16 protein-coding genes and 2 pseudogenes are annotated in these 23824 nt (G+C 57.4%); 8 read left to right on the top strand and 10 right to left on the bottom strand.

Annotated features, from left to right (window positions below; translation table 11 throughout):
* Positions 1-13: 13 nt before the first annotated feature.
* Positions 14-1696, bottom strand: a complete 1683-nt coding sequence (ilvD, locus tag ACXPVS_RS06970; RefSeq protein ID WP_458509257.1) for a dihydroxy-acid dehydratase — start codon at positions 1694-1696, stop codon at positions 14-16.
* A gap of 387 nt (positions 1697-2083) precedes the next feature.
* Here ilvD and mqo point away from each other — a divergent pair, with 387 nt between their 5' ends.
* The gene (gene mqo, locus ACXPVS_RS06965) at positions 2084-3733 is read left to right on the top strand and encodes a malate dehydrogenase (quinone) (RefSeq protein ID WP_458509256.1); all 1650 of its coding nucleotides are present in this window, start codon (positions 2084-2086) and stop codon (positions 3731-3733) included.
* 163 nt (positions 3734-3896) lie between these two features.
* On the opposite strand, the gene ACXPVS_RS06960 is transcribed toward mqo, so the two are convergent.
* Both ACXPVS_RS06960 and ACXPVS_RS06955 read right to left on the bottom strand, forming a co-directional pair.
* Positions 3897-5183, bottom strand: coding sequence for a glycine zipper family protein (locus ACXPVS_RS06960; protein WP_458509255.1), 1287 nt, complete (start codon positions 5181-5183; stop codon positions 3897-3899).
* Positions 5180-5710 (bottom strand): annotated as a pseudogene (locus ACXPVS_RS06955) (PAAR domain-containing protein). The gene ACXPVS_RS06960 and the pseudogene ACXPVS_RS06955 overlap by 4 nt, the downstream one beginning before the upstream one ends.
* 64 nt (positions 5711-5774) lie before the next feature.
* On the opposite strand from ACXPVS_RS06955, the pseudogene ACXPVS_RS06950 reads away from it, so the two are divergent.
* Positions 5775-6282, top strand: a pseudogene (locus ACXPVS_RS06950) (malate:quinone oxidoreductase); the annotation flags it as partial.
* A gap of 189 nt (positions 6283-6471) precedes the next feature.
* Here the strand turns inward: ACXPVS_RS06950 and ACXPVS_RS06945 are convergent.
* A complete protein-coding gene (locus ACXPVS_RS06945; protein WP_458509307.1) occupies positions 6472-7374 on the bottom strand; it encodes a LysR substrate-binding domain-containing protein in 903 nt (300 codons plus the stop codon).
* Positions 7375-7558: 184 nt separating this feature from the next.
* Here ACXPVS_RS06945 and ACXPVS_RS06940 point away from each other — a divergent pair, with 184 nt between their 5' ends.
* The 6 genes from ACXPVS_RS06940 to ACXPVS_RS06915 all read left to right on the top strand — a co-directional run bounded on the left by ACXPVS_RS06940 (position 7559) and on the right by ACXPVS_RS06915 (position 13524).
* A complete protein-coding gene (locus tag ACXPVS_RS06940; protein ID WP_458509254.1) occupies positions 7559-7708 on the top strand; it encodes a hypothetical protein in 150 nt (49 codons plus the stop codon).
* Positions 7709-7772: 64 nt separating this feature from the next.
* The gene (locus ACXPVS_RS06935) at positions 7773-8696 is read left to right on the top strand and encodes a LysR substrate-binding domain-containing protein (RefSeq protein WP_458509253.1); all 924 of its coding nucleotides are present in this window, start codon (positions 7773-7775) and stop codon (positions 8694-8696) included.
* A 122-nt stretch (positions 8697-8818) separates the two neighbouring features.
* Positions 8819-10456: a GMC oxidoreductase gene (locus tag ACXPVS_RS06930; protein WP_458509252.1), complete on the top strand. Its 1638-nt coding sequence runs from the start codon at positions 8819-8821 to the stop codon at positions 10454-10456.
* A gap of 19 nt (positions 10457-10475) precedes the next feature.
* Complete coding sequence (locus ACXPVS_RS06925; protein ID WP_458509251.1) at positions 10476-11933, top strand: aldehyde dehydrogenase family protein; 1458 nt, start codon at positions 10476-10478, stop codon at positions 11931-11933.
* Between the two features lie 5 nt (positions 11934-11938).
* The gene (locus tag ACXPVS_RS06920) at positions 11939-12979 is read left to right on the top strand and encodes a catalase family peroxidase (protein ID WP_458509250.1); all 1041 of its coding nucleotides are present in this window, start codon (positions 11939-11941) and stop codon (positions 12977-12979) included.
* Positions 12976-13524, top strand: coding sequence for an antibiotic biosynthesis monooxygenase (locus tag ACXPVS_RS06915; RefSeq protein ID WP_458509249.1), 549 nt, complete (start codon positions 12976-12978; stop codon positions 13522-13524). Before ACXPVS_RS06920 ends, ACXPVS_RS06915 begins: the two co-directional genes overlap by 4 nt.
* A gap of 291 nt (positions 13525-13815) precedes the next feature.
* Here the strand turns inward: ACXPVS_RS06915 and ACXPVS_RS06910 are convergent, their stop codons facing one another.
* The 6 genes from ACXPVS_RS06910 to ACXPVS_RS06885 form a co-directional block, all read right to left on the bottom strand.
* Positions 13816-14835: an AbrB family transcriptional regulator gene (locus ACXPVS_RS06910; protein ID WP_458509248.1), complete on the bottom strand. Its 1020-nt coding sequence runs from the start codon at positions 14833-14835 to the stop codon at positions 13816-13818.
* Between the two features lie 152 nt (positions 14836-14987).
* Positions 14988-17243 (bottom strand): catalase/peroxidase HPI, encoded by a 2256-nt coding sequence (gene katG / locus ACXPVS_RS06905; RefSeq protein ID WP_458509247.1) that lies wholly within the window; start codon positions 17241-17243, stop codon positions 14988-14990.
* Positions 17244-17850: 607 nt separating this feature from the next.
* Positions 17851-20094, bottom strand: a complete 2244-nt coding sequence (locus ACXPVS_RS06900) for a lipase family protein (protein ID WP_458509246.1) — start codon at positions 20092-20094, stop codon at positions 17851-17853.
* Positions 20091-20891 (bottom strand): hypothetical protein, encoded by an 801-nt coding sequence (locus tag ACXPVS_RS06895; RefSeq protein ID WP_458509245.1) that lies wholly within the window; start codon positions 20889-20891, stop codon positions 20091-20093. The genes ACXPVS_RS06900 and ACXPVS_RS06895 overlap by 4 nt, the downstream gene beginning before the upstream one ends.
* Positions 20888-21736: a DUF4123 domain-containing protein gene (locus ACXPVS_RS06890; RefSeq protein ID WP_458509244.1), complete on the bottom strand. Its 849-nt coding sequence runs from the start codon at positions 21734-21736 to the stop codon at positions 20888-20890. The genes ACXPVS_RS06895 and ACXPVS_RS06890 overlap by 4 nt, the downstream gene beginning before the upstream one ends.
* Entirely contained in the window at positions 21733-23772 is a 2040-nt protein-coding gene (locus ACXPVS_RS06885; protein ID WP_458509243.1) for a type VI secretion system Vgr family protein, read from the bottom strand. Before ACXPVS_RS06885 ends, ACXPVS_RS06890 begins: the two co-directional genes overlap by 4 nt.
* Between the last annotated feature and the right edge of the window lie 52 nt (positions 23773-23824).

Below are 23824 nucleotides of genomic sequence, written 5' to 3'. Positions count from 1 at the left end.
CGGCGTTGATGCGTTAGAGGTATTTATCCGTCACAGCGCCTTCCGAGGCGCTGGACACCGTCTTCGCGTACTTGGCCAACACCCCGCGCTTGTACTTGGATTCCGGGCGCACCCAACGGGTCTTGCGCTCGGCCAGTTCGGCGTCGGAGACATCGACCGTAATCTGCCGTGTTTCGGCGTCGATGGTGATCTTGTCGCCGTCTTCAATCAGCGCAATCGGTCCGCCATCAAAGGCTTCGGGCGTGATATGGCCCACCACAAACCCGTGTGAACCGCCGGAGAAGCGGCCGTCGGTGATCAGTGCAACGTCCTTGCCCAGCCCCTTACCCATGACCGCCGACGTGGGCGAGAGCATTTCGCGCATGCCCGGGCCACCCTTGGGGCCTTCGTAGCGAATCACGATCACATCGCCGGCTTTGACTTCGCCGTTGAGGATACCGGCCAGCGCGCCTTCCTCGCCGTGATACACACGAGCCGTGCCTTCAAAGCGCAAGCCTTCCTTGCCAGTGATTTTGGCCACGGCGCCGGTGGGCGAAAGGTTGCCGCGCAGCACCACCAAATGGGAGTCCTTTTTGATCGGTTGGTCGAAGGGCAGGATCACGTCCTGTCCTTCGGGGTAGTCAGGCACGTTTTCCAGGTTTTCGGCCAGGGTTTTACCGGTGACCGTCAGCGCATCGCCATGCAGCATGCCGGCGGCGAGCATGCGCTTCATCAGCGGCTGGATACCGCCGATGGCCACCAGTTCACTCATCATGTATTGACCGCTGGGGCGCAGGTCGGCCACCACTGGGGACACCTTGCCCAGTTCGACGAAATCATCCAGCGTCAGCTCGACATCCACGGCATGCGCCATGGCCAGAAGATGCAGCACGGCATTGGTCGATCCGGCGAGGGCGATTACCACCCGAATCGCATTTTCAAAGGCCTTGCGGGTCATGATGTCGCGCGGCTTGATGTCTTGCTTGAGCAGCTCCATGACCTGCTGACCCGCGCGGAAACTGTCCGACGCCTTGTCGCTGCCGACGGCCTCCTGAGAGCTGGAGCCGGGCAAGCTCATGCCCAGCGCCTCAATCGCAGAAGCCATGGTGTTGGCCGTGTACATGCCGCCGCAGGAGCCCGGACCTGGAATCGCCTCTTCTTCGATTTGCTTGACCTGAATCTCGCTGATATCACCCCGCGCGTGCTGACCCACGGCCTCGAACACAGAGATGATATCGGTGTGGCCGGCGCCCGGCCGGATGGTGCCGCCATAGACGAAAATGGATGGGCGATTCAGCCGCGCCATGCCGATCAGGCAGCCCGGCATGTTCTTGTCACAACCGCCCACGGTCACCAGGCCGTCAAAGCCTTCGCAGCCGGCCACAACTTCAATGGAATCGGCGATCACTTCCCGCGACACCAGCGAATACTTCATGCCTTCGGTGCCGTTGGCGATGCCGTCGGAGATGGTGATGGTGTTGAAAATGACGCCCTTGGCCCCGGCGGCATTCGCACCTTTTTCGGCTTCAATCGCCAGTTTGTCGATGTGCATGTTGCAAGGCGTGACCATCGCCCACGTGGAGGCGATGCCGATCTGCGGTTTCTTGAAGTCCTCGTCCGTGAAACCCACGGCACGCAACATGGCGCGGCCGGGCGCGCGTTCCACGCCGTCGACCACGAGGGAGGAATATTTGCGCAAATCGTCTTTGTCGCTCATGACGGCTCCTCACAGGCTCATCGAGAAAATCACGATGAGTATAGTGGGCTCAGCGCTCGTGCCCGGACTATCAAGTCTAGAACAGACGCGCGGGTTTGCAGTGTCGTGATATTCTTCGCCCCAACTTGCTTTGAGCTATTCAGTTTGCGCGTTCTAGAGACGCGCCAACAGAATCACTGTCGCTCAAGTAGCTGAAGCCAATAATGATAAAAAGTCAGTTCAGTAGGGACATATAAACTGAGGTCGATGCAGTCAGTCGGCCTTGTGTGCCCACCCTCCAATCCTGATCAGTGCGCAACCCATAGCATGCGGCCTGCATGCCGTGAACCAGGGAGCCTCATGCATGAGGATGGAAGGGCGGATGGCGTTTTATCATAGGTGCTACACATGTTTAAAAAACTCAACACAGCCCTGCTGGGACTGACTTTGTCGATGGGGATCGCGTCCGCGCAAGCGGAAGAGGCAAAGAAAGTCGACGTGCTGCTGATTGGCGGCGGCATCATGAGCGCGACCTTGGGTGTCTGGCTCAATGAGCTGCAACCGGATCTGTCGATGGAAATGGTCGAGCGTCTCGACGGCGTCGCCCTGGAAAGCTCCAATGGCTGGAACAACGCCGGTACCGGCCACTCCGCGCTCGCCGAGTTGAACTACACCCCTCAAGACGATAAAGGCAACGTTGAGATCCCGAAAGCCGTTGAAATCAACGAAGCCTTTCAGGTCTCCCGTCAGTTCTGGGCCTGGCAAGTTCAGCAAGGCGTGCTGAAGAACCCGCGTTCGTTCATCAACTCCACCCCACACATGAGCTTTGTGTGGGGCGATGACAACATCAAGTTCCTGAAAAAGCGCTACGAAGCCCTGCAAGCGAGCCCGCTGTTCGCCGGCATGCAGTACTCCGAAGACCCGGCGGTGATCAAGAAGTGGGTTCCGCTGATGATGGAAGGGCGTGACCCGAACCAGAAAGTCGCGGCCACCTGGTCTTCGATCGGTACCGACGTGAACTTCGGCGAGATCACCCGCCAATTCGTTGCGCACCTGCAAACTACGCCAACGTTCGACTTGAAACTGTCTAGCGAAGTGCAAGACATCACCCAGAACGAAGACGGCAGCTGGCGCGTCAGCTACAAAAACCTGAAAGACGGCACCAAAACCGAAACCGACGCCAAGTTCGTGTTCATCGGTGCGGGCGGGGGGGCGCTGCACTTGCTGCAGAAGTCCGGTATTCCTGAAGGCAAGGAATATGCAGGCTTCCCGGTAGGCGGCTCGTTCCTCGTGACCGAGAACCCGACCATCGTCGAGCAACACTTGGCCAAGGCTTACGGTAAAGCCTCCGTTGGCGCACCACCGATGTCGGTTCCGCACCTGGACACTCGTGTCCTGGACGGCAAGCGCGTCCTCCTGTTTGGCCCATTTGCGACCTTCAGCACCAAGTTCCTGAAAGAAGGCTCGTACCTGGACCTGCTGACCACCACGACCACGCACAACGTGTGGCCAATGGCCAAAGTCGGCATCAAGGAATACCCGCTGGTCGAGTACCTGGCTGGTCAACTGATGCTGTCTGACGAAGACCGCCTCAACGCCCTGAAAGAATACTTCCCGAACGCCAAAACCGAAGACTGGCGTCTGTGGCAAGCCGGCCAGCGCGTGCAAATCATCAAGCGTGATGAAGCCGCTGGTGGCGTGCTGAAGTTGGGTACCGAGATCGTTGCCTCGCAAGACGGCACCATCGCGGGTCTGCTGGGCGCATCGCCGGGCGCTTCGACCGCTGCACCGATCATGCTGACCGTGCTGCAGAAAGTGTTCAAGGACAAGGTGGCTTCGCCAGCCTGGCAGGAAAAGCTGCACCAGATCGTGCCGAGCTATGGCACTCAGTTGAATGGCAGCCCTGAGAAAGTGGCTGAGGAGTGGGCTTACACCGCCAAGGTGTTGCAACTGACTCCGCCGCCGGCGATGGGTCAGGTGGTGGCTCCGGTTGCTGCTGCTGCGGCTGCTCCGGCTAAGGCGCCGAAGGCTAATGCTGCGACTGATATGGCTCTGTAACTAGATCCCGAATCAAAAGCCCACTGAACCGGTGACGGTCAGTGGGCTTTTTTGTGTCTGGGATTCAATCTTGCAGATTACAAAATGCTAAGGCTGGCGAGTTTTTTGTGGCGAGGGGGCTTGCCTCCGTTGGGCCGCGAAGCGGTCCCAAAAACGTAAACGATCACTCAACGTCGTACATTAATTCCAAGCTTTTTATCCACTCATTCGGAGCGCTGTATCTGGCGTAATAAATTTCCCTTTCTGCTGCGCTTAAATCAGTAAAAAAAGACGAGAAGTAGCTGTCGTTATAGTAGCCCTGAGCGCCTTGCATATCGCCTCCCCACCACGAAGGGTTGTACTTCTCGAAAACAATCCATGGAGGAGGCACGGAGAATTTCTCGCGAGCAATGCTGGCCAAGAAATCAACACTATTGGTGACCAGTCGTACAGTCACAGAGTTGAATTCTCTGGTAGATATGAAAAGCACCAAGTGCTCAGTTTTTTGAGTGTTTACATACTGCTTTACGGGCAGTTCGTTAAACGTTTTTTCAGTCGCATACGTGAAGTTGTCTTCGGCACCGCAGGTTATTTCGGTGAGCCAACTGGCCCCGAAATAACCTGCGGTGCCGAAGATAATCCCTCCGACAGCTCCACTAACGATTGCTCCGGGACCCGTTTCGATGCCAACCGCAGCCCCCGCGACGACACCTATCCTTGCTCCAGCAATAGCTCCGCCCCAACCACCAGCCTGCTTGACCTCCTCAATAGAAATAGGCTTGATGCTCTTTTGCTTGATTGACTCGTCTGCTGCCAATTTTAAATCATATGCGGTGAAGCCAATGGCAAATACTCTGACCACTCTCGCACCTTTGATGAATACGTTTGTGGCTTTGTACGAGCCAGGTGTAAAAATTGCTTTAGGAGGTATTTTGTCAGCTTGAACCAATACCTCTTTATCGATATTTTTTACCCACTCCGCGATTTGATCGATCTTGGCCACGTTTTTAGGCGCGACTTTTTTATACCGCTCCAAGGACCGTAAGATTTCTTCGGTGGTAACCAGTTTTGCTCCCGCGGCCTTGGCTTTCGCAACATCTATGTAAACGGCCTTTCCTTCAAAGCGTGGCGAGCCATCAGGGAAGATAGAGCTGGTTGATACGTAGCTGGATGGATATTTTCTGCTGCTAAAAACATGTTCGGCTACGGTGGCGTTTGATTTCGGGTCAACAGGCATCATGCCAAATTTTTCTGGCCAGATTTCATGCTTGATTCGAAACTCCGGAAGATTTTTTGCAATCAAGTGAGGGTTGTCCGGAGAGGCATAAATCTTTCTGACCAGCAAACCATCTTTTCCAATTTCCTCGACCACAACAAACATATGGATGTTGGCAGGCATTGGGTAGCCAGACACATTGCTTACCGAGCCAGCTTGTTGATTCGTCGGAACCTTACAAGAGAACTCGGTCATGTCTCACCCCACTTTTCAAGTGCGGCAACGCCTGTTGTGATTTCCAGTGTTTCCTGCTTTTTGGTAGTGATTCGTAGCGTATGCCCTGACTCGTCAGAAAATCCGGTGTAAACCTGACCGGCTTCATCTTTGATGTGATAGGGCACATGGGCGAGAGGCTCGCCGTCACTTCAGAGAATACGGAACTGCTCATTGAATGGCTGCAACCATAGCGGCATCGGTAAAGGCGGGATGAAATCCGTAGGCGTGTGTGAGTTGCCGATGACCACCGTTCCAGAGCCACTCACCACGTTATTGCCATGGGCACCGACGCTGCCCACAGTTGCGGCGGGTTTGCCGTTGATAAGAACAGTAGAGGCTACCTCCCCGACAATGGGACTGCCGCACGCACTTTTGTCATCTTGGCGAGCAGCAGCCAAACCATCAAAGAAAACATCGGAAGAGCCTGCGGCGATGGAGTTAACCCCGTGGCCGGGAAGCGGACAGCTAGTTGGGTCCGTGACTCGGGCAGCAGGTTTGCCGGCCATTTTGAACATCCTTGTAAAATTATTAGTCGACGATTGTTACACAAAGAATCTGCGGACAACCACCGCTATCCTGTTTGGTCCAATGGCAATCTTTCGCACCAAGTTCCTGAAAAGGCTCGTACCTGGACCTGCTGACCTCCACCACGCACAACGTGTGGCCAACGGCCAAAGTCGGCATCAAGGAATACCCGCTGGTCGAGTACCTGGCTGGTCAACTGATGCTGTCTGACGAAGACCGCCTCAACGCCCTGAAAGAATACTTCCCGAACGCCAAAGCCGAAGACTGGCGTCTGTGGCAAGCCGGCCAGCGCGTGCAAATCATCAAGCGTGATGAAGCCGCTGGTGGCGTGCTGAAATTGGGGACTGAGATTGTTGCCTCGCAAGACGGCACCATCGCGGGTCTGCTGGGCGCATCGCCGGGCGCTTCGACCGCTGCACCGATCATGCTGACCGTGCTGCAGAAAGTGTTCAAGGACAAGGTGGCTTCGCCGGCCTGGAAGGAGAAGCTGCACCAGCTCGTGCCGAGCTATGGCACTCAGTTGAATGGCAGCCCTGAGAAAGTGGCTGCGGAGCAGACTTGACTAAGGTGGCGGCTTGCAGATCGCCTCCCCACCACGAAGGGTTGTAACCCTCGCAAGCAGTCCACGGCGCAGGTGTGGCGAATTTTTCAAGGGAAATAACACTCATGAAGTCAGTGCTGTTCGTAACCCTCGGCCATTCGAACAGTTGTGGCGTTGAGTTTTCTCGTGATCGACTCAGCCTCAAACCCGCGGACTTGCCCGGATCTCACGCGCCGGATCATCCAGCAACTTGAATTGTTCCACCATGAAATCAATCAGCATCCGCATTGATGGCAACATCCCATGCCTGCTCGCAAACACGGCATAAATCATCTCCGTGCGCGGAGCCCAGTCTGGCAAAACCACCACCAGTTGCCCACGATCAATGTAGTCGTGCACCAGCGAAATAGGCATCTGCGCAATACCGACGCTGTCCATCGCTGCGCATCGCAGCATGGGCAGTCCCTTGGTGATGAGCTGCGGACGATGCTGAATCGTAAAATCCGCGCCACCTTGGTGGAACAACGTCCAACTGTAATCGCGTTGCGGACTGCCGTGATGGACGCTGGGGAAGCGTGACAGGTCTTCCGGTTCCTGGGGTTCGCCCAGGCGCTGCAATAGCGCGGGACTGGCGACCAGACATTGTGGCCGCTGGGACATGACTCGGTTAACCAGGTCCGAGTCCTGAAGGGGAGGCGGGCGTACTCTCAGCGCGAGATCAACCCCCTCAGCCACCACGTCGACTTGACGGTCACTGGCTTCCAGATGCACTTCGACTCGTGGGTGCATGGCCATGAATCGCGTGATCATGCTGCCTACGCATTCTTCCAGTAAGACCGTCGGGCAGGTGACTCGCAACAAGCCGCCAGGTTCGGAACGGGTCATGGCAACGGCCGCTTCAGCAGCTTCGGCCTCTTTCAGCATTGAACGGCAATGGGCGTAATACGTCAGCCCTAATTCCGTCGCTTTGAAACTGCGGGTGTTACGGATGATTAAGCGCACGCCGAGTCTTTTCTCGAGCAGTGCGATCCGTCGGCTGAGGTTGGATTTTGGAATGCCTAGCGCGCGAGCGGTCGGCGCGAAGCCGCCGTGGTCCACCACCATAACAAAGTATTGAAGGTCATTGAGATCGAGCACTGGGCTACATTCACTCGGCCAAAGGAGGCCAACTATACAAGAAGGATCGTCCACTGTATGGGAAAGAGAAACCCACTATTTGGGCCTGGTTGACCAGGCAACACGGCGGCTAGAATTCCGCTGTTTGGTTAGTTCACTCAAGGCAATACAGATGTTACGCAGGACAGTTCTCGCCATGCCGTTGGGGTTGGCTGCACTGGGTTCGCTGTGTTGGGCCAATCGTTCGCAGAACCTGACGATCCAGGATCAAAGCTTCACCGATAAAGTGTTGATTGAAGGCGGTAAGATTCAGTCCGACTAAAAAACTCCGAGGGGGCATTCCATCTGGAAAGCATGCGCCCGACTTTTCTCTGGATGACTAAAACTTGAACAAACTGTCCGAGATGCATTCTTTCGTCATGGTGGTGGACACCGGCAGTATTTCCGAAGCCGCCCGGCGTTTGGGGATCGCCAAGTCAATGGTCAGCCTGCGGATCCAGCAATTGGAAAAACGCCTGGGCAGCATCTTGTTGGAGCGTGGTCGTCAGGCCCGGCTTACGGAGTCGGGTGAGGTGTTTTACCGTTATTGCGTGCGTATTCTGGCCGATGTGGAGGATGCTGAGGACGCGGTGCTGGCGTTTCAATCGAGTTTGCGTGGGGGCCTGCGGCTTGCAGCGCCGATGGCCTTCAGCATTGGCTACCTGACACCGATTCTGTCGTCCTTCGCGGTGCGTTACCCTGAGTTGCGGCTGGACGTTGAGTTTGATGACCGCCACGTCAACCTGCACGAAGAGCGGTATGACGCGGCCATTCGCATCGGCGAGTTGCCTGACTCCTCGCTGGTCGCGAAGACCATTACGCCCAACCGTCACATCATCTGTGCGAGTCCGGAGTATCTGGCCACTCACGGCACGCCGCAAATCCCGCAAGAACTGACCCAGCATTTCGCCATGCTCTATGTGAATCGCGAACCCCATGGCATGTGGACGCTGCCGGTGAACAACGCCTTGGAATCATTCCGTGTCCGTTGCCGTATGCGCACTAATAACGGCCATCAACTTTTGGAAGCCGCCAAGGCCGGTATGGGCCTGGCGATTCTGCCCACCTTCCTGGCTGCGCAGGCCATTGTGGCCGGTGAACTGAAGGAGGTGTTGGCGCCTTACGCCCCTCGAGGTGGCAATATCTCGGCTGTTTACCGGCGATCCCAGAGAGCTTCGCCCAAGCTTCAGGCGCTGATCAACTTCCTCATCGAGCAGATCGGCAGCCCGCCGGTGTGGGAGAAAATGCTGACGGCTCACCCGCAGCCGTAACGTTGATTCGTTCGAGAAAAACGAAACGTGGAATCATCTTTTGCTGGCTTATGAGTCTGCGCACCCTCCCATATGCTTTTTCCCAACAGACGCATCCTGGCGTCTGACAGGGAAGAAGACGGATGAAGAGTACCCTTAACAATCCTGCTCGCCGTGCTGTTCTGGCCGGCGGTGTTGTGGCCGCCGCTACGTTGGCGACGGGCAGTGGTTTGGCGCAGGCGTTGGAGTCAAGCGGCAGTACCGACAAGCGTGCCGTTCATGGCACAGCGGTTGATGTGATTATTGTCGGTGGCGGCTCGGCAGGCGCGGTGTTGGCTCGCCGTTTGAGCGAGAACAACCAGCGTCAGGTGGTATTGCTTGAGGCGGGCCACAGCTACAGTCCACACAACTACCCCGAGATCATTGCCAGCAGTGACATCGTCGGTGCCAATGCCAATCCTGAGTTCGAATGGGGTTACAAGAGCCGACCGGGTTACATCGATCATCCCATCGGCGCCTTGCGCGGCAAGGTGCTGGGAGGGAGTTCGGCCATCAACGGAGCGGTGGCCATCCGCGCCCGTGCCAGCGACTTCAAGCGTTGGGATCTGCCTGGCTGGAGCTATGACGAGCTGCTGCCATCGTTCAAAAAACTGGAAACCCACAGCGGTGGTGCCAGCCCGTTGCACGGCCATGAAGGACCGCTTCCGGTGAATCAACTCGGCAAAGCCGATGTCACTCCCATGCAGCGGGCCTTCATCTACGCGACCTTCGCCAATGGTTACAGGGTGATTGAGGATTTTGACGGCGCTGACGCCCACGGCGTGGGTCCGTACCCGATGAATGTTGTCAACGGCGTGCGGGTTAACACTGGCATGGCGTATCTCACCGAAGAGGTGCGCACCCGCGACAACCTGCATATCCGTACCGACAGCCTGGTGGACAAAGTGCTGTTCGACGGTACTCGTGCGGTCGGTGTGCAACTGGGTAACGGTGAGAAGTTGCTGGCCGAGGAAGTCATCCTGTCGGCTGGCAGCTACGGCAGCGCCGCGATTCTGTTGCGTTCCGGCATTGGTCCTGGCGAGGCGCTGCGTGCCTTGCAGATTCCACAAGTCGCCGAGCTTGCAGTCGGGCAGAACCTGGTGGATCACCCGTTCTATTACAACGCTTATGCCGCCAGGCCTGACCTGATCGGCAGCCAATCGCCCGCCATCGGGGCCAAACTCTGGACCCACAGCCGTTCTGCCGAGAATGGCGAGCTGGATCTGCATATCACGGCCACTCACTTGTTTCCCCATGATCAGAGCCCGACCGGCGTCGGCTTCGTGCTCGCGGTAACCCTGACCCGGCCACTGTCTCGGGGCAAGGTGACGCTGGCCAGTCGCGATCCGTTCGTGGCACCGAACATCGACTTGAATTTTCTCGCCGAGCCCAAGGATCGCCTGCGCCTGCTGGATGGCATTCGCCTGGCCCGAAAAATCGGCACCACGGCGCCTCTGAATTCGTTGATCCATTCCGAGCTCAACCCGGGTCAAGGCAACGATTCGGACGAGGCCTTGCTGGCCAGTGTCAAAGCCAGCCTCGACACCTATCACCACCCGACCTCAACGGCGCCGATGGGCAAGCCGGGGGATGCGCGGGCGGTGGTCGACCTGCAAGCGCGGGTCATCGGTGTGCAGAGGTTGCGCGTGGTGGATGCGTCGATCTTCCCCGACGTGCCCTCGGTCGCCACCAACATCACAGTGATTGCCACCGCCGAGCACATTGCCCGTCTTTACGTTTGACCTTCAGGAACCTGCCTCTATGAATAGCACTCCGGTATTGAACTGGATCGACGGCCAATGGCTGGACTCCGGTGTTTACAAAGACTCCATCGACCCTGCGACCTACGAGCTGATTGGTCGATATGCCGAAGGTGGCTTGAACGAAGCGCAACAAGGGATAGATGCGGCGCAACGGGCGTTTGCCGAAACACCCTGGAAAGATGACCGCCAATTGCGCGCTCAGGTTCTGCTGGAGCTGGCGGACGCCTTTGAGCGCAACGCCGATGAGCTGATCGATACCCTGGCGCTGGAAAACGGCAAGATCAAACCCGAAGCCGAGTTCGAGGTCAGCATGGTGCCCTCCAAGTTGCGCTATTACGCCGCCCTGGCGCGTGCCGAATACGGTCGAGCAGCCGAGCCAAAACCCGGCAAGATATCGTTGGTGATTCGTCAGGCGGTGGGCGTGGCGGGCATCATCGTGCCGTGGAACTCGCCGGTGGTGCTGATGATTCGCTCGCTGGCACCGGCGCTGGCGGCCGGTTGCACCACGGTCATCAAAATGCCCGGACAAACCGCCCAGACAAACTGCCTGGTCGCCCGGATCATCAGCGAGGCGCTTTCCCTGCCACGCGGCGTGATTAATCTGTTCAGCGAACAGGGCGCGGCGGGCTCCATCCATTTGGTGGAGTCACCCCGGGTTCCGGTAATCAGTTTTACCGGCAGCACCACCACTGGTCGGGCGATTTCAGCCGTGGGGGCGCAGCACCTCAAACGTTTTGGCCTGGAGTTGGGTGGAAAAACGCCCATGCTGGTGTTTAACGACGCCGACCTTGATGCCGCAGTACCCACCCTGGTGAAAGCCCTGACGGTATTCGCCGGCCAGTTCTGCATGACCGGTTCGCGGCTGTTGGTGCAACGCGATATTGCCACGGCGTTGACCGAGCGCCTGGCCGAGCGACTGGAAGCTGTGTGTGTGGGGCCCGCTGCGGATTCGGCCAGCGAAATGGGCCCGTTGATCGATAAGCCCAACGTGCAGCGGGTCGATCAAATCGTCAAGGAGGCGATTGCCGCCGGAGCCCAGGTCATCGTTCGCGGTGGCCCGGTGACAGAGGGGCCTTTGGCCAAAGGCGCGTTCTATCGCCCGACACTGCTGCGGGTCAGCGATCCCGATATGGCGATCGTCCAGCGTGAGACTTTCGGCCCGGTGCTGACGCTGCAGGTATTCGACAGCGAAGCCGAGGCGATCGAACTGGCCAACAACAGCGAGTTCGGCCTGGCGGCCAGTGTCTGGACCCGCGATGTCGACCGCGCGTTGCGGGTGGCCCGCGAACTGGCGGCGGGCACGGTGTGGGTCAACGACTGGGCTGTGGTCTACGACGAGTTCGAAGAAGGAGGGGTCAAGCAGTCGGGGCAGGGGCGCCTCAACGGCGTGGCGGCCATGGATGACTTTGTCGAGTACAAACACATCGCTCTCAATCCTGGCCTGCGCCAAGGCTGAATCCAATGCAACCACCCCGGTTATTGATCGGCGCGCTGTTGGCAGGGACGCTGATCGCGTCCTCTGCCTTTGCCATCGCCAATCAGAACAATGTGTCGCCCATGAGAAGTTTTCCCATGTTCCAGGACAGACTTTACGACGCTTTACTTGACGCACTTGCCGCGACGTTCGGCCCTCATCCGGGATTTCGCGTGACCCATGCCAAGGGTGTATTGCTGCGCGGTACCTTTGTGGCTTCGCCATCAGCCCCGGTATTAAGCCGGGCTACCCATTTGCAGGGGCAACCGGTGCCGGTGGTGCTGAGGTTCTCCAACTTCAGCGGCGTGCCGGCTACCGAGGACGGGGATCCGCAGGCCAGTCCTCAAGGCTTGGCCGTTCGTTTTACGCTGCCGGACGGTGAGTTCACGGATATCGTGACGCACTCGTTCAACGGCTTTCCGGTGGCCACGCCCGAAGACTTCCTGCTTTTTTTGCAAGGCATTGCCGCCAACGTCACCACGCCGCCGGATCCGCTGCCGCTGCAAACCTTTCTGGCCAATCATCCACGCGCGGAGCATTTCCTTCAGGCATCCAAACCCGCGCCGAGCAGTTACGCCGCGATCGAGTACTTTGGCGTGAATGCCCTAGTGTTCAGTAACCGTCAAGGTGAAGCGTTTATCGGTCGCTACCGTATTGAACCGTTGCTGGCAGAGCCTGCATTGAGTGATCAGCCAGCCGCCGTGATGCCCGCCGATTATTTGCAGGACGAAATCGGCGCACGACTGGCCAGGGGAGCCGTGAAGTTACGTCTGGTGGTGCAACTGGCGGCGCCGGGGGATGCCATCGAAGATGGTTCGATCCCTTGGTCGCGCAGCCACGAGGAAGTCGAACTGGGGATTCTGACACTTGATGCGCTTGTCCCGGTCGAAGAACAACAGCTCGCCCAGCAGCGCCTTGATTTCAACCCCGGACGCTTGCCCGATGGCATCGCACCCAGTCACGACCCGATGATTCTGGCACGCGAACGCATCTATCAGCGGGCCATGCTCCGACGACACCAACCATGAGCATTGACGCTGATATTGGTGTCAGTGTGATTGTGCATGAGGTTGATCCGCAGTATCAGGCGTTATATGAGCAATGGATGAACAAGGCCATCGACGCCCATCGACAGTTTCCGGGTTACCTGGCGACGGATGTGGTCAAACCGGTCGGCTCGCATTTGCGCTACGCAATCATCCTGCGCTTTGTCAGCAAGGGGCATGTCACGGCTTGGCTGGAATCCCCGGTCCGTCACGCCTTATTGCGCGAGTCGTTGCCCTGGCTGCGACAGGACTACCACCGTACCGACGATGATTCAAAATTCTGGTTTGAGCCGCTGCAAGGAAGGGTGCCCGTCGAGCGATGGAAGCAATGGTTATTGTCCTGGATGATCGTATTGCCATTGACCGTTTTTGTGCCATGGGTGTTGACAGCTCTGCTTGACCTGTCCGGTCTGTGTCTGCCGGTCTGGTTATTCAAGGTTGCGGTTGCTGGGGTGGTGTCATTCAGTATGGTCTATGGGTTGATGCCGTTGATGACTCGACTGATGTCGCGCTGGTTGTTGAGCTGACGTCAGCGGCGGTAGGGGAGAAAGGTTTTTCACGGGGTACACAGTTGTCCCGTCCTGAATAAGGTTTACACCTTCTGATCCGTATTTTTCCGCGCTATCTGCATCTGTAATGCACACCGCCGCCGGCTCACAATAACGGCACGCTCGGCAGTCGCGGAAACCGCTGCACCGCAAACTCATAATGTAGGAGGCCCAATGGGCAAGATGGCGATTTTTCTGGGTGGATTTCTGGTGTTGACCATTTTGATTGGTGCCCTGGCCACGATCTCTCCCACTTAGTCCTTTCTGCGATCAGAGACCCTCCCGCCAGCGCCGCGCCTGAACGACCAGCGCCGGCGCAAAGTGCAGCACGACCATCCGCACCAGGTGATGGGTCAGGATGAACACCACGTTCAGCCCGCCACTGAAGGCGACGAGGGCGATGGTTTCGATGGCGCCAGGCATGTACGCCAGCCACAACGACAAGGGATCGCTGCCCAGAACCTGCGCGGCCACTGCGGCAAACGCTGCTGCGATCAGCAACATCAAGGCGACGGCCATCAACCCGGCTCGTCCGTGGCGGACAAGTTCGGCGAGGCTGATGTCTTTGAATTTCGAGCCAATCAGCACGCCGAGCAGGACCACGGCGGTGTCGACACTCCATGACGGCAGGTGGAAGGCCTGGAGATAGCCCAGCTTCATATAGACGCCGGTGACGACGATCGCGGTGAGCATGAACGGTGCCGGAACGCCGACGCGCAACAGCAAGCGGCCGAGCAACAGGCACAAGGCAATAAGCGACAGCAGGGTCAGCACCGTGCTCATGAGCAACGGGCTGCTCTCGGCAAGGGCCACGTCGGTCTGTCCGGGAATGCAAAAGCTGACCAGCACGGTGATCGACAGCAGTCGGACCAGGTGCACGACGATCACCTTGCTTGATGCGCGTTCGGACTCAAGCAAATCGAACACGGCGGCGAGTGCGCCCGGATACACGGCTAGCAGGGAGTCCTTCGGGTTCCATCCCGAGACCTTGAGCAGCCACAAACCGGCCACGGCGCTCTGGACCATCAAGCCCAGCAGCATGAAGCCCAGGCTCGGCAACATGGCAGCCGCCGTTTGGCTGTTCCATGACGTGAACATCAGACCGGTCGCGATCCCCAACACGATTTGCACGTAGCCAAGGCTGAAGGGCAGCGCAGGAGAAAAGCGCAGGTTGCTGGCGATCAACGTGGTGGCGAGTATTGAACCGAGCAACAGGCCATGGGGGAGACCGGCATACTGCAGCGCGGTGCCGACGCCGGTGGCGATCAGCAAACACAGGAGGGTTTTCATGGTGTTGATGAGTCTTCCTTGAATCATGTTGAACCCAACGCTTGCATCCGGGCCACGCACGTTTTCCCATCTAACGGCGTGAAGCGTCAAGTGACAAAAAGCACAACGCCTCCACAGTGGGAGGCGTTGCAGTTTCAGCGATACCGCTCGTGTTAATTAAGGTCGAAGCGATCCAGGTCCATCACTTTGGCCCAGGCGGCTACGAAGTCTTTCACGAACTTCTCTTGCGCATCAGCGGTGGCATAGACTTCCGCCAACGCTCGCAACTGCGCGTTTGAGCCGAAGACGAGATCGACGCGTGTGCCGGTCCACTTCACTTCGCCGGTGTTGCGATCGCGCCCTTCAAACTCCTCATTAGCCTCCGACACCGGTTTCCATTCCACGCCCATGTCCAGCAGGTTTTTGAAGAAGTCGTTGGTCAACGCTTCTGGCTGCGTGGTGAATACACCGTGTCTGGTTTGTCCGACGTTGGTGTTCAGCACGCGCATGCCGCCAATGAGCGCGGTCATTTCTGGCGCGGTGAGGGTCAGCAGTTGCGCCTTGTCGATCAACAGCTGCTCGGCCGCTACGCTGTATCTGCCTTTGAGGTAGTTGCGGAAGCCATCGGCGATGGGTTCGAGGAAGCCGAAGGACTCCACGTCCGTTTGCTCTTGGGAGGCGTCCATCCGTCCTGGTGTGAACGGCACTGTCACGGTTTGACCGGCATTTTTCGCCGCCTGTTCGACGCCCGCGTTACCGGCCAGCACGATCAGGTCTGCCAGCGAGATCTTCTTGCCGCTGTTGTTGAACTCGCTTTGGATACCCTCGAGTTTCGCCAGCACGCTCGCCAGTTGGTCAGGCTGGTTGGCCTGCCAGAACTTCTGCGGCGCCAGACGCAAACGCCCACCGTTGGCACCGCCGCGTTTGTCGGAGCCACGGAAGGTCGAAGCCGCCGCCCAAGCCGTTGATACAAGCTGCGAGACGGTCAGGCCCGAGGTGAGGAGTTTGCTCTTGAGTGCGCCGACATCGCTGTCGGTGACCAAGGCATGGTCGACCGCTGGAATCGGGTCTTGCCACAGCAGCTCTTCGCTCGGCATTTCCGGGCCGAGGTAGCGGGAGAGGGGACCCATGTCTCGGTGGATCAGCTTGAACCAGGCGCGGGCGAACGCGTCGGACAACTGGTCTGGATTGGCCAGGAAGCGCCGCGAAATCGGTTCATAGATCGGGTCGAATCGCAGCGACAGGTCGGTGGTCAGCATGGTCGGATTACGACGTTTGGAAGGGTCGTGAGCATCCGGAATGATGCCAGCACCGGCGTTGTTTTTCGGTATCCACTGGTTCGCTCCGGCCGGGCTTTTACTTAGCTCCCACTCAAAGCCGAACAGGTTTTCCAGATAGTTGTTGCTCCACCGGGTGGGCGTGGTGGTCCAGGTCACTTCCAGGCCGCTGGTGATGGTGTCAGGACCCTTGCCGGTGCCGAAGCTGCTCTTCCAGCCCAAGCCTTGTGCTTCGAGGCCAGCGGCTTCGGGCTCGGCACCGACATTGTCGGCAGGTCCGGCGCCGTGAGTCTTGCCGAAGGCGTGGCCGCCAGCGATCAGTGCCACGGTTTCTTCATCATTCATCGCCATGCGCGCGAAGGTTTCACGGATGTCATTCCCGGCAGCGACCGGGTCCGGATTGCCTTCCGGGCCTTCCGGGTTGACGTAGATCAAGCCCATTTGCACGGCGGCGAGCGGGTTCTCCAGGTTGCGTCCCAGGTCGGTGCGGCTCTCCTCATTTTCCCCCGGCTCGGCAACGAGAGGGCTTTCGCCGGGTTCTTGCATGGGCTCGTTTTTTTTGCCGTAGCGGGTGTCGCCGCCCAGCCACTTGTTTTCCGAGCCCCAGTAAATGTCTTCATCCGGTTCCCAGACGTCCGGACGGCCGCCGGAAAAGCCAAAGGTCTTGAAGCCCATGGACTCCAGCGCGACGTTGCCGGTAAGGACGACCAGGTCTGCCCAGGAAATTCTCCGGCCATATTTTTGCTTGATCGGCCAGAGCAGCCGGCGTGCCTTGTCGAGGCTGACGTTGTCCGGCCAACTGTTGAGCGGCGCGAAACGTTGCTGACCGGAACCGGCGCCACCACGCCCGTCACCAGTGCGGTACGTACCCGCGGCGTGCCAGGCCATACGAATGAAGAGTGGCCCGTAGTGACCGAAGTCCGCCGGCCACCAGTCCTGGGAATCGGTCATCAACGCAGTCAGGTCTGTTTTGACCGCTTCAAAGTCCAGGCTTTTGAAGGCTTCGGCGTAGCTGAAGTCCTCGTCCATGGGGTCGGACAGGGGCGAGTGCTGATGGAGGATCTTCAGATTCAGTTGGTTCGGCCACCAGTCGCGGTTTGTCGTGCCACCGCCAGCGGCGCTAAGGAACGGGCATTTCGATTCGTTTGCCATGTGTGAGCTACCTTTGGTCGTATTCATCCGGCTATCCGGCCCAACGTGGGCGTTAAATAGCAACGGGCGAAACCAATGACACAGGCTGCAGGGCCAGCAGTTTGATCAACTGATTGTTTTGATCACACGGGAATTCTCAACAGCGGCAATCGAGTTGCCTGCACGGTGGCCTACGGCAGGTTTAGTCAGGCTTCTGACCCATTCCTATCTCCTTATCAGCTCTTGACCGGCCGGCTTACGATGCCGACGCTGGAATAAGGTTAGACCCCAGTTGGGAAGTCAGCTAATAGGGGGAGTATTGGGTCGTGATAGGCAGAGTCTTTTACTGGCATCCGGCGAAAGCCCCGCGTCTATTTGAAGCCTAGACGCGGGAAAACCGTTACTGACGCACGTTCCTGGATGGATCCAAACCATGCACTGGCCTTTCTACGACAACGTGCCTTGTAGTGGTCAACTAATCCCGCACCACTCCAGCACGTCATGATTTCTCATTGTTTCAATCATTGGTGTCTGTTGTTGATGTGAGGATCGTACGATCATCCCCGGTGACCGTTGCGTTGGTGATTAACCAAGGAATCGTGCGAAACCGCCTATCTTTCTGGGAGGATCAGGAGTACGAATCCAGATCGAACGCAGGTGCTGCGCCTGGCTCGTGCCCTTCCAGTATGGCGGCAATGGTCTCGTCATCGCGGAACACTGGCGGCGGGGCCATTGCCAGTTGTTCTTTTACGGTGTTTTCGGGGTGGGCTTTCCAGCGCGGCAGATTTTCTGTCAGAAATTCAGGTTTGGTTGCCGCTTGGCCATAGACCTCGCTTTCGCTGGCTTTTTTGCCATGCAACTTGACCAGACGATCATGCGTTATTTGCATTTTTCCGATTTCAGCTCTGAGTGCGCTGAATTCACGTTCATGGGTGCGCAGATAGGCATCGGGATGGGTTTCACGGGAGGTTTTTTCCAACTGCCGCTTCATGCTCTGAAGGGCGGTATCAACCCAATCGAACTCACGCGTGGTCACTAGCTCGCGGCGCAACTCCAGGGACTCCTGCCAGCGGCGTAGCGTGGCCCAGCTATTCGGGACGTAGCCCCCGACCATCAAGTGATTGAGTATGTAGAGGGCTGGCTCGAAAGCTCGATGCGTTGGCAATCCATTTTTTTGCTGGAGTATTTCATTGCAGGCTTTATTGGTAATGCTTTCGCAGCCAGGCTCCCAGAGGATCTGGGACTGTCGACCGTCCTCAAGTCTCATTGGCATAAAGTGATGCAACGTGCCGTGGTGTGCATAAGGTGCGCCGCTGAGATTGGCCACTCCAGCAAAAAATATCGAAATACCCAATGGCGCATTAACGAAGCTGACAGCGAGACCAGTGCCAAACACCTTGGGCTTCGTGTCCATACCGGTTCCCGGAACACTTGGAATCGGGTCGTTGTGATTGACCATGCGATGATGTGTCAGTGTGGCTGCACCCTCGACGAAGGTCTGGTCGGCTGCTCGTGGAGAACCATAGGTGTAGAGCAGAATATCTGCTGCATACCTATCGGTGCGCCTTATCATTTCAGACAACAGCAAAGCAATGGCGCCGCCCAAGCTGTGGCCTGTAACAATGATTTTTTGCCCGCTGTAAAATTTATCTAGGTAGGTTGTTGCGAAGTCATATACGACTTTTGCCGCACCATAAAATCCTTGGTGCGCTTGGCCAACGCCCAAGCCCTCTTCAATAGGCACCTGTGTTGCATCGATGTCCGTTAACAGATCCCACGGTTGCTCATTCGTACCCCGCACCGCAATCAATACCAGCTCATCGTTGTGTGTGATGAAGGCTTGGCTATCTGTATTGTTTTTCCGTTTGCGGTCATCGAAAAAGTGAATCGTTGAAGGACTTTCCTGTTGTTCACCTAAACCGGGGTCATTTACCTCAGGATACAGCTCAGGGTCAAACGGCACGATTTCCAAACGCTTGGAGTAAGGGACGTCTTCATACAACGGGTAATAAGGCTTCTCCGGTTTCTGGCCCGCGTCTACCTGCCAGATCTCATCAGCCTTGGCCAAGGCATCCCCAAACCAGTTGCCACTGCTGGGCTGGTCCGGAAAGGTTACCGTGCTGGCCCTCACGGGCTGCTCGTCAGGATCTTGACCGAACGGCGTGTAACTCAGGGTCGCCATCAATGCCAACTGGTACAGGTTGAGCGCGCAGAACTTGTTACTGGTCGAGAGCATCGGGCGCAATGCCCGCAACGGGCGCACTTCCAATACATGGTGCTTGTCCGACATCAGCGGAATGCCGAAACGTTTGGCCAGCTCAGGCTTGTAGCCTGCCTTGCCTTTAACAGGTAGCGGTCGAAACAGCTTAAATACATGGAAGTTGGGTGGGAAATTGCGTGCGGCCAGCGGCGGTAGGTGCGCGCCGTGCTCTACCAGCTCACGCACCTCCACCTGATGAAACGCTCCCGCATCCGCCTTGCCTTGTGCAGGGTTGGAATGCGTACGCAGGCCGGACTTATTGAAGAAGCGAGTTTTTTCGGCACGCACTTGCAGTTCAGTGATGGGCAACGGGTAGTGTGGCCTCTCGCGTAAAAACGTATAAGCGTTTTCGTTTCCTTGGTAAGCCTGATTGAACCGAAGCTCCACAGGGCCGCAGTAGTGGTTTTCTACTTTGCCAAAGCCTGTGGCATCCAGCGTACCGGAGTAGATAATGTCCTCATGATCAATGAGTTGATAAGTCAGTCCGGCGTAGGGCAGTCCATCGCCAAATTCATCCACTAACTGAAAACTGGTCGAGTGTTCGCGCAATGGGCAAGCGAGGATTTTGCCATCCATGGATGGCCTGTCACGCTGAGGCAGTGCAAGACTCATGGGGTCACCTCCTTGTTTTCCGTACAACCGGGGTAAATGGTGCAGGTGTCACGACCATCCGGCATGCGGAAGGTGCTGAAATCCTTATCGTTGCCTCGGCAAAATGCATATTGATCTTCAAAGTTTTCGCCCATGCAGCGCTTCCAACCACCCGGAACTTTCACCCATGTATCTCCGATAGCCGGTCTTTCCTCTGAGGGCTGCTTGATCTTCAGTCGTACAGTCTTACCTGGCAGTTGATCCAAGGTGTAGGCCGCAAACGGATGACCTCGCGTCAGCTTGCCTTGGGCATCGGTGTCTTTGCAGTCGAGGATTTTTGCGATGTAACGCTTGGGGCCAATCGTGCGAAACAACCACTGGCACTGGCCGTAAAACTCGCTCTCACCCGCCGCATTAAAGGTGTCCTTGTCGCGTTCATCCAGTTGGGCGCGCACTGATATTTTTCCGAAGTCACGCCCGAAATCGCCTGGGTGTGTTCCATATTTCGCGTAGACAAATAGTTCAATGCTATACAGCACTAATGGACAGCCGCTCACCGTCCTGTGTAGCTCGACTTCCGAGTCAGGCTTATATTCAGTTCGCCATTCCTCAATGTTGAAACCAATCTGAGTGTTTCTTCCGCCAGGAACAGTGCAGGTCTCACCCTTGGCGGGCACGTAGTTGGCCCTTGCCGTATAAGCAAAGTTCGGCGGCAGGTCGGCAGTAAAAATAAAGGTGTTGGATTTGTCCGTGGTAGAGCAGCCCACGGTGAGGGCCAGGCAACTGCCAGCGATCAGGCTTTGAATGACGCGTTTCATACGGGGGCATCTCCCTGCCAGTACAGTTTTTCCTGGTACAAGCGATCAAAGTGCATCGACGACGTTTCATCGGGCTTGGGCAACCAGGCCTTGGACAGAGCGTCACCCGACGCTTGTAAACTTTGCGTCAGTAAGAAATGAATCTGTTCGGGTTCCCGCCATTCCCAGGTGCGAGCAAGGTCAAGTTGGCCTCGCAGCCAAGTGTCCAGATCCTGCTGTTCGGCCAGTTTGACCAAACTCTCCGAGTGCTCACGCACCAGGTAGCGTCGGGCGTTATCGAACTGCTGACCCGCGAAGGTGGCCTCCGGTATGGGGGTATTCAACCACGCCGGATCGGACGGCAGCGGGTGCACGCCTGGATCGAGGTTGTAGACGACCTTCCATTGGTCTGCTTGCCAGTAACACACGCTGGCTAACGGCCCGAGGTAAGCCGGACGCTGCTCGGGTTGCAGGAAGTCCAGCGCTCGCCCCAGTACCCGATTGTCGTGGAAACGATAAAGCGACTGGTTCGGACGCTCTCCTACCACCAAGCGATTCTGCCAATGGGTAGCCAGCGCATCGAGGTCGTTGTTTTCTGCGCTGGCCAGCCAGCCCCAATTGCGCTCTGGCGTATTCAGCAGTGCCTGGACGGTGGGATGTCCTGCCGACTCAAGCCTCAAAAGGTACGGGGCCATTTCCACCAATGAGTCCGCCGGCGTGCCGACGTACAGATTGCGGTACTGGTCGTTGCCCAGCTCGGCGATCAGTGCATTGCGCGCTTCGAGTTGTCCATCAGAATCCAGCACCAGATAGATCTGTCGTCCTTGTTCGGCTTGCGCATGCAGCCATTGTTCCTGAGGGTTCATGCGTTCTCTCCAATGCTGCACAGGCCATTGCGACATGCTTCGCAGAGCGGGCAATAGTCTGCCGCCTGTTGTTGGGCGGTAGTCACGATAGACCGTGGACTGGCAATGCTCGCCAGCGGTGCGCTGAGTGGCGCGAGCGTCGTTGGTGTCGCCTGTAACGGAGCTGCACCCATCATGGGGGCACCACCAATCTGAATTTCGGTGCTGCTGAAGATGCCACCTGGGCCAATAACGATGTGCTGGCCACCACCCTTCAAGGTGATGCTGACTCCCGCGTCGAGAATCAGGTTGGCTCCAGCCTTGAGGTGTACCTGTTGGCCAGCCTCGGCGACCAATATTTGACCTACACGGGTGTGACTGCTTTCGGCGACCTGCAAGTAATCGTTGGATTTGAGGTCGACCTTGCGGTCAGCGGTGACGGTACGCTGATCTTCCGCCTCCAGCACCGCAATGCTGTTGCCCTTGATGGTCTCGCGACGCTCGTTTCCAACTTCCAGCCGACTGTCGTTCTCGATTTTCTGCTCCATGTCACGCTGGGCACGAAGATAGATCAGTTCTTGTCCGACCCGATCCTCAATCGACAGTTCGTTGTAGCCGCCATTGTGTGGCGAGCTGTGGCTGCGCAGCACAGTTTTGGTTTTGTTCGCTGGCAACGGGTACGGCACAGGGGTGGCCTTGTTGGGCACGCATCCTGTAATCAGTGGATCATCAGGATTACCCTCCAGAAAGGTCACCACCACTTCCATGCCGACGCGTGGGATGGTTACGGCACCGAACCCCTCTCCGGCCCAGCTCGATGACACCCGCAACCAGCAACTGCTCTTGTCGCTGCCCAGTTCGGCGCGATCCCAATGGAACTCGCAGCGAACCCGCCCATATTCATCACAATGGATTTCTTCTCCCTTCGGCCCAGTAACCCGCGCTGTCTGACTGACCAGCACTGAGGGGCGAGCGAGCAGCGGCGGACGGTAGAACACGTTCCAGGGAATGGCACTGAATGTGTTGCGATAACCTTGGGTGAAGCCGTCGTCGGGGTTGGTGTCACTGGTCACCGACTCTTCCAGTGCCTGGGGCTGTTTTCCAACGTGGTGGACTGCAAGTAACAACCACAAATCGTTGTACGGTTGACGCGGATGCTCGATCAGGTTGAAAAAGTGACCGCTACGCAGGGCAGGCTGATCACTTTTAGCTTCGGCCACTTGGTAGTCGCTGCGATGCCGCTCCAGTGCTTGGCGGGCCAGTTGTTTGCCGAGATTTTCAGTCTCGAAGCGTACCGGGAAACGGTAGTCTTCAAGTTCAGGGGTGGACTCGGCGGTGAACTGATTTTGCAGCAACAGGCTTGGACGCTCAAAGTCATAGTGCCGACGTGTGGTCGTGCTGGTACGGGTGCTGAAGCGCATGGAGAACTGGCTGACCACTGGATGCTCAGCGACCATGCCGGAGCCCTGCTGATAGGGCGTTTCCCCAAGCTTGGGAAAGTAGGTCTGATCGTCAGTGAAAACCAGCTGATGCCCATCTTGGTTATGTTGGTGGTGCCAGGCAATGCCGTCTTCGCTGCACAACCTCTGGATGAAGGCGTAGTCGCTCTCGCCGTATTGCGTGCAGTATTCACGCTCGGCGCTGGTGCTGACGTTGAAGGTAAACGAATCACCCTGAATCCCGTGCCCTTGGAGCACTTGAGTCACGATCTGCGGCACAGTTAGATGTTGGAATATCCGCTGGTTGTAGCTGAACTGCAAATAGTGCAGTGCCGGCACAAGAGTCAGGTGGTAACGAGTCAGGCGTTTGCCGGTTTCCCCGGCTAGCACATCTTCGATGCGTCCATGGATGCCTTCACCGTTGATACCGAACTGGAGAAATGCGGGTTGGCTGAGCAGACTCTCCAGACCGAAGTCGGACGACTCGCTGACCAGTTCTACCTTGATCGCATACAGCTGACTGATGGTTTCAGTGCCGTGAAAGGCGAGCACCTTGAAGTCATTGCGGACAGAGGGGATCAGCAGTTCGAAATGCGCGGTATTGGCCGGCGCGAACATACGCTTGTCCTTAAGCTGAAAATTAAAAAACGTATTGCACGAGCCAGTCCTA

It is taken from the genome of Pseudomonas sp. Ma2-10 (genome assembly GCF_054330215.1).
This window is presented reverse-complemented; position numbering and strand designations above follow the sequence as displayed.

Excerpts from the sequence above, each read along its gene's own strand:
- ilvD (WP_458509257.1), bottom strand. The coding sequence starts at position 1,696 with ATGAGCGACAAAGACGATTTGCGCAAATATTCCTCCCTCGTGGTCGAC.
- mqo (WP_458509256.1), top strand. The coding sequence starts at position 2,084 with ATGTTTAAAAAACTCAACACAGCCCTGCTGGGACTGACTTTGTCGATG.
- ACXPVS_RS06960 (WP_458509255.1), bottom strand. The coding sequence starts at position 5,183 with ATGACCGAGTTCTCTTGTAAGGTTCCGACGAATCAACAAGCTGGCTCG.
- ACXPVS_RS06945 (WP_458509307.1), bottom strand. The coding sequence starts at position 7,374 with ATGGTGGTGGACCACGGCGGCTTCGCGCCGACCGCTCGCGCGCTAGGC.
- ACXPVS_RS06940 (WP_458509254.1), top strand. The coding sequence starts at position 7,559 with ATGTTACGCAGGACAGTTCTCGCCATGCCGTTGGGGTTGGCTGCACTG.
- ACXPVS_RS06930 (WP_458509252.1), top strand. The coding sequence starts at position 8,819 with ATGAAGAGTACCCTTAACAATCCTGCTCGCCGTGCTGTTCTGGCCGGC.
- ACXPVS_RS06925 (WP_458509251.1), top strand. The coding sequence starts at position 10,476 with ATGAATAGCACTCCGGTATTGAACTGGATCGACGGCCAATGGCTGGAC.
- ACXPVS_RS06920 (WP_458509250.1), top strand. The coding sequence starts at position 11,939 with ATGCAACCACCCCGGTTATTGATCGGCGCGCTGTTGGCAGGGACGCTG.
- ACXPVS_RS06915 (WP_458509249.1), top strand. The coding sequence starts at position 12,976 with ATGAGCATTGACGCTGATATTGGTGTCAGTGTGATTGTGCATGAGGTT.
- ACXPVS_RS06910 (WP_458509248.1), bottom strand. The coding sequence starts at position 14,835 with ATGAAAACCCTCCTGTGTTTGCTGATCGCCACCGGCGTCGGCACCGCG.
- katG (WP_458509247.1), bottom strand. The coding sequence starts at position 17,243 with ATGGCAAACGAATCGAAATGCCCGTTCCTTAGCGCCGCTGGCGGTGGC.
- ACXPVS_RS06900 (WP_458509246.1), bottom strand. The coding sequence starts at position 20,094 with ATGAGTCTTGCACTGCCTCAGCGTGACAGGCCATCCATGGATGGCAAA.
- ACXPVS_RS06895 (WP_458509245.1), bottom strand. The coding sequence starts at position 20,891 with ATGAAACGCGTCATTCAAAGCCTGATCGCTGGCAGTTGCCTGGCCCTC.
- ACXPVS_RS06890 (WP_458509244.1), bottom strand. The coding sequence starts at position 21,736 with ATGAACCCTCAGGAACAATGGCTGCATGCGCAAGCCGAACAAGGACGA.
- ACXPVS_RS06885 (WP_458509243.1), bottom strand. The coding sequence starts at position 23,772 with ATGTTCGCGCCGGCCAATACCGCGCATTTCGAACTGCTGATCCCCTCT.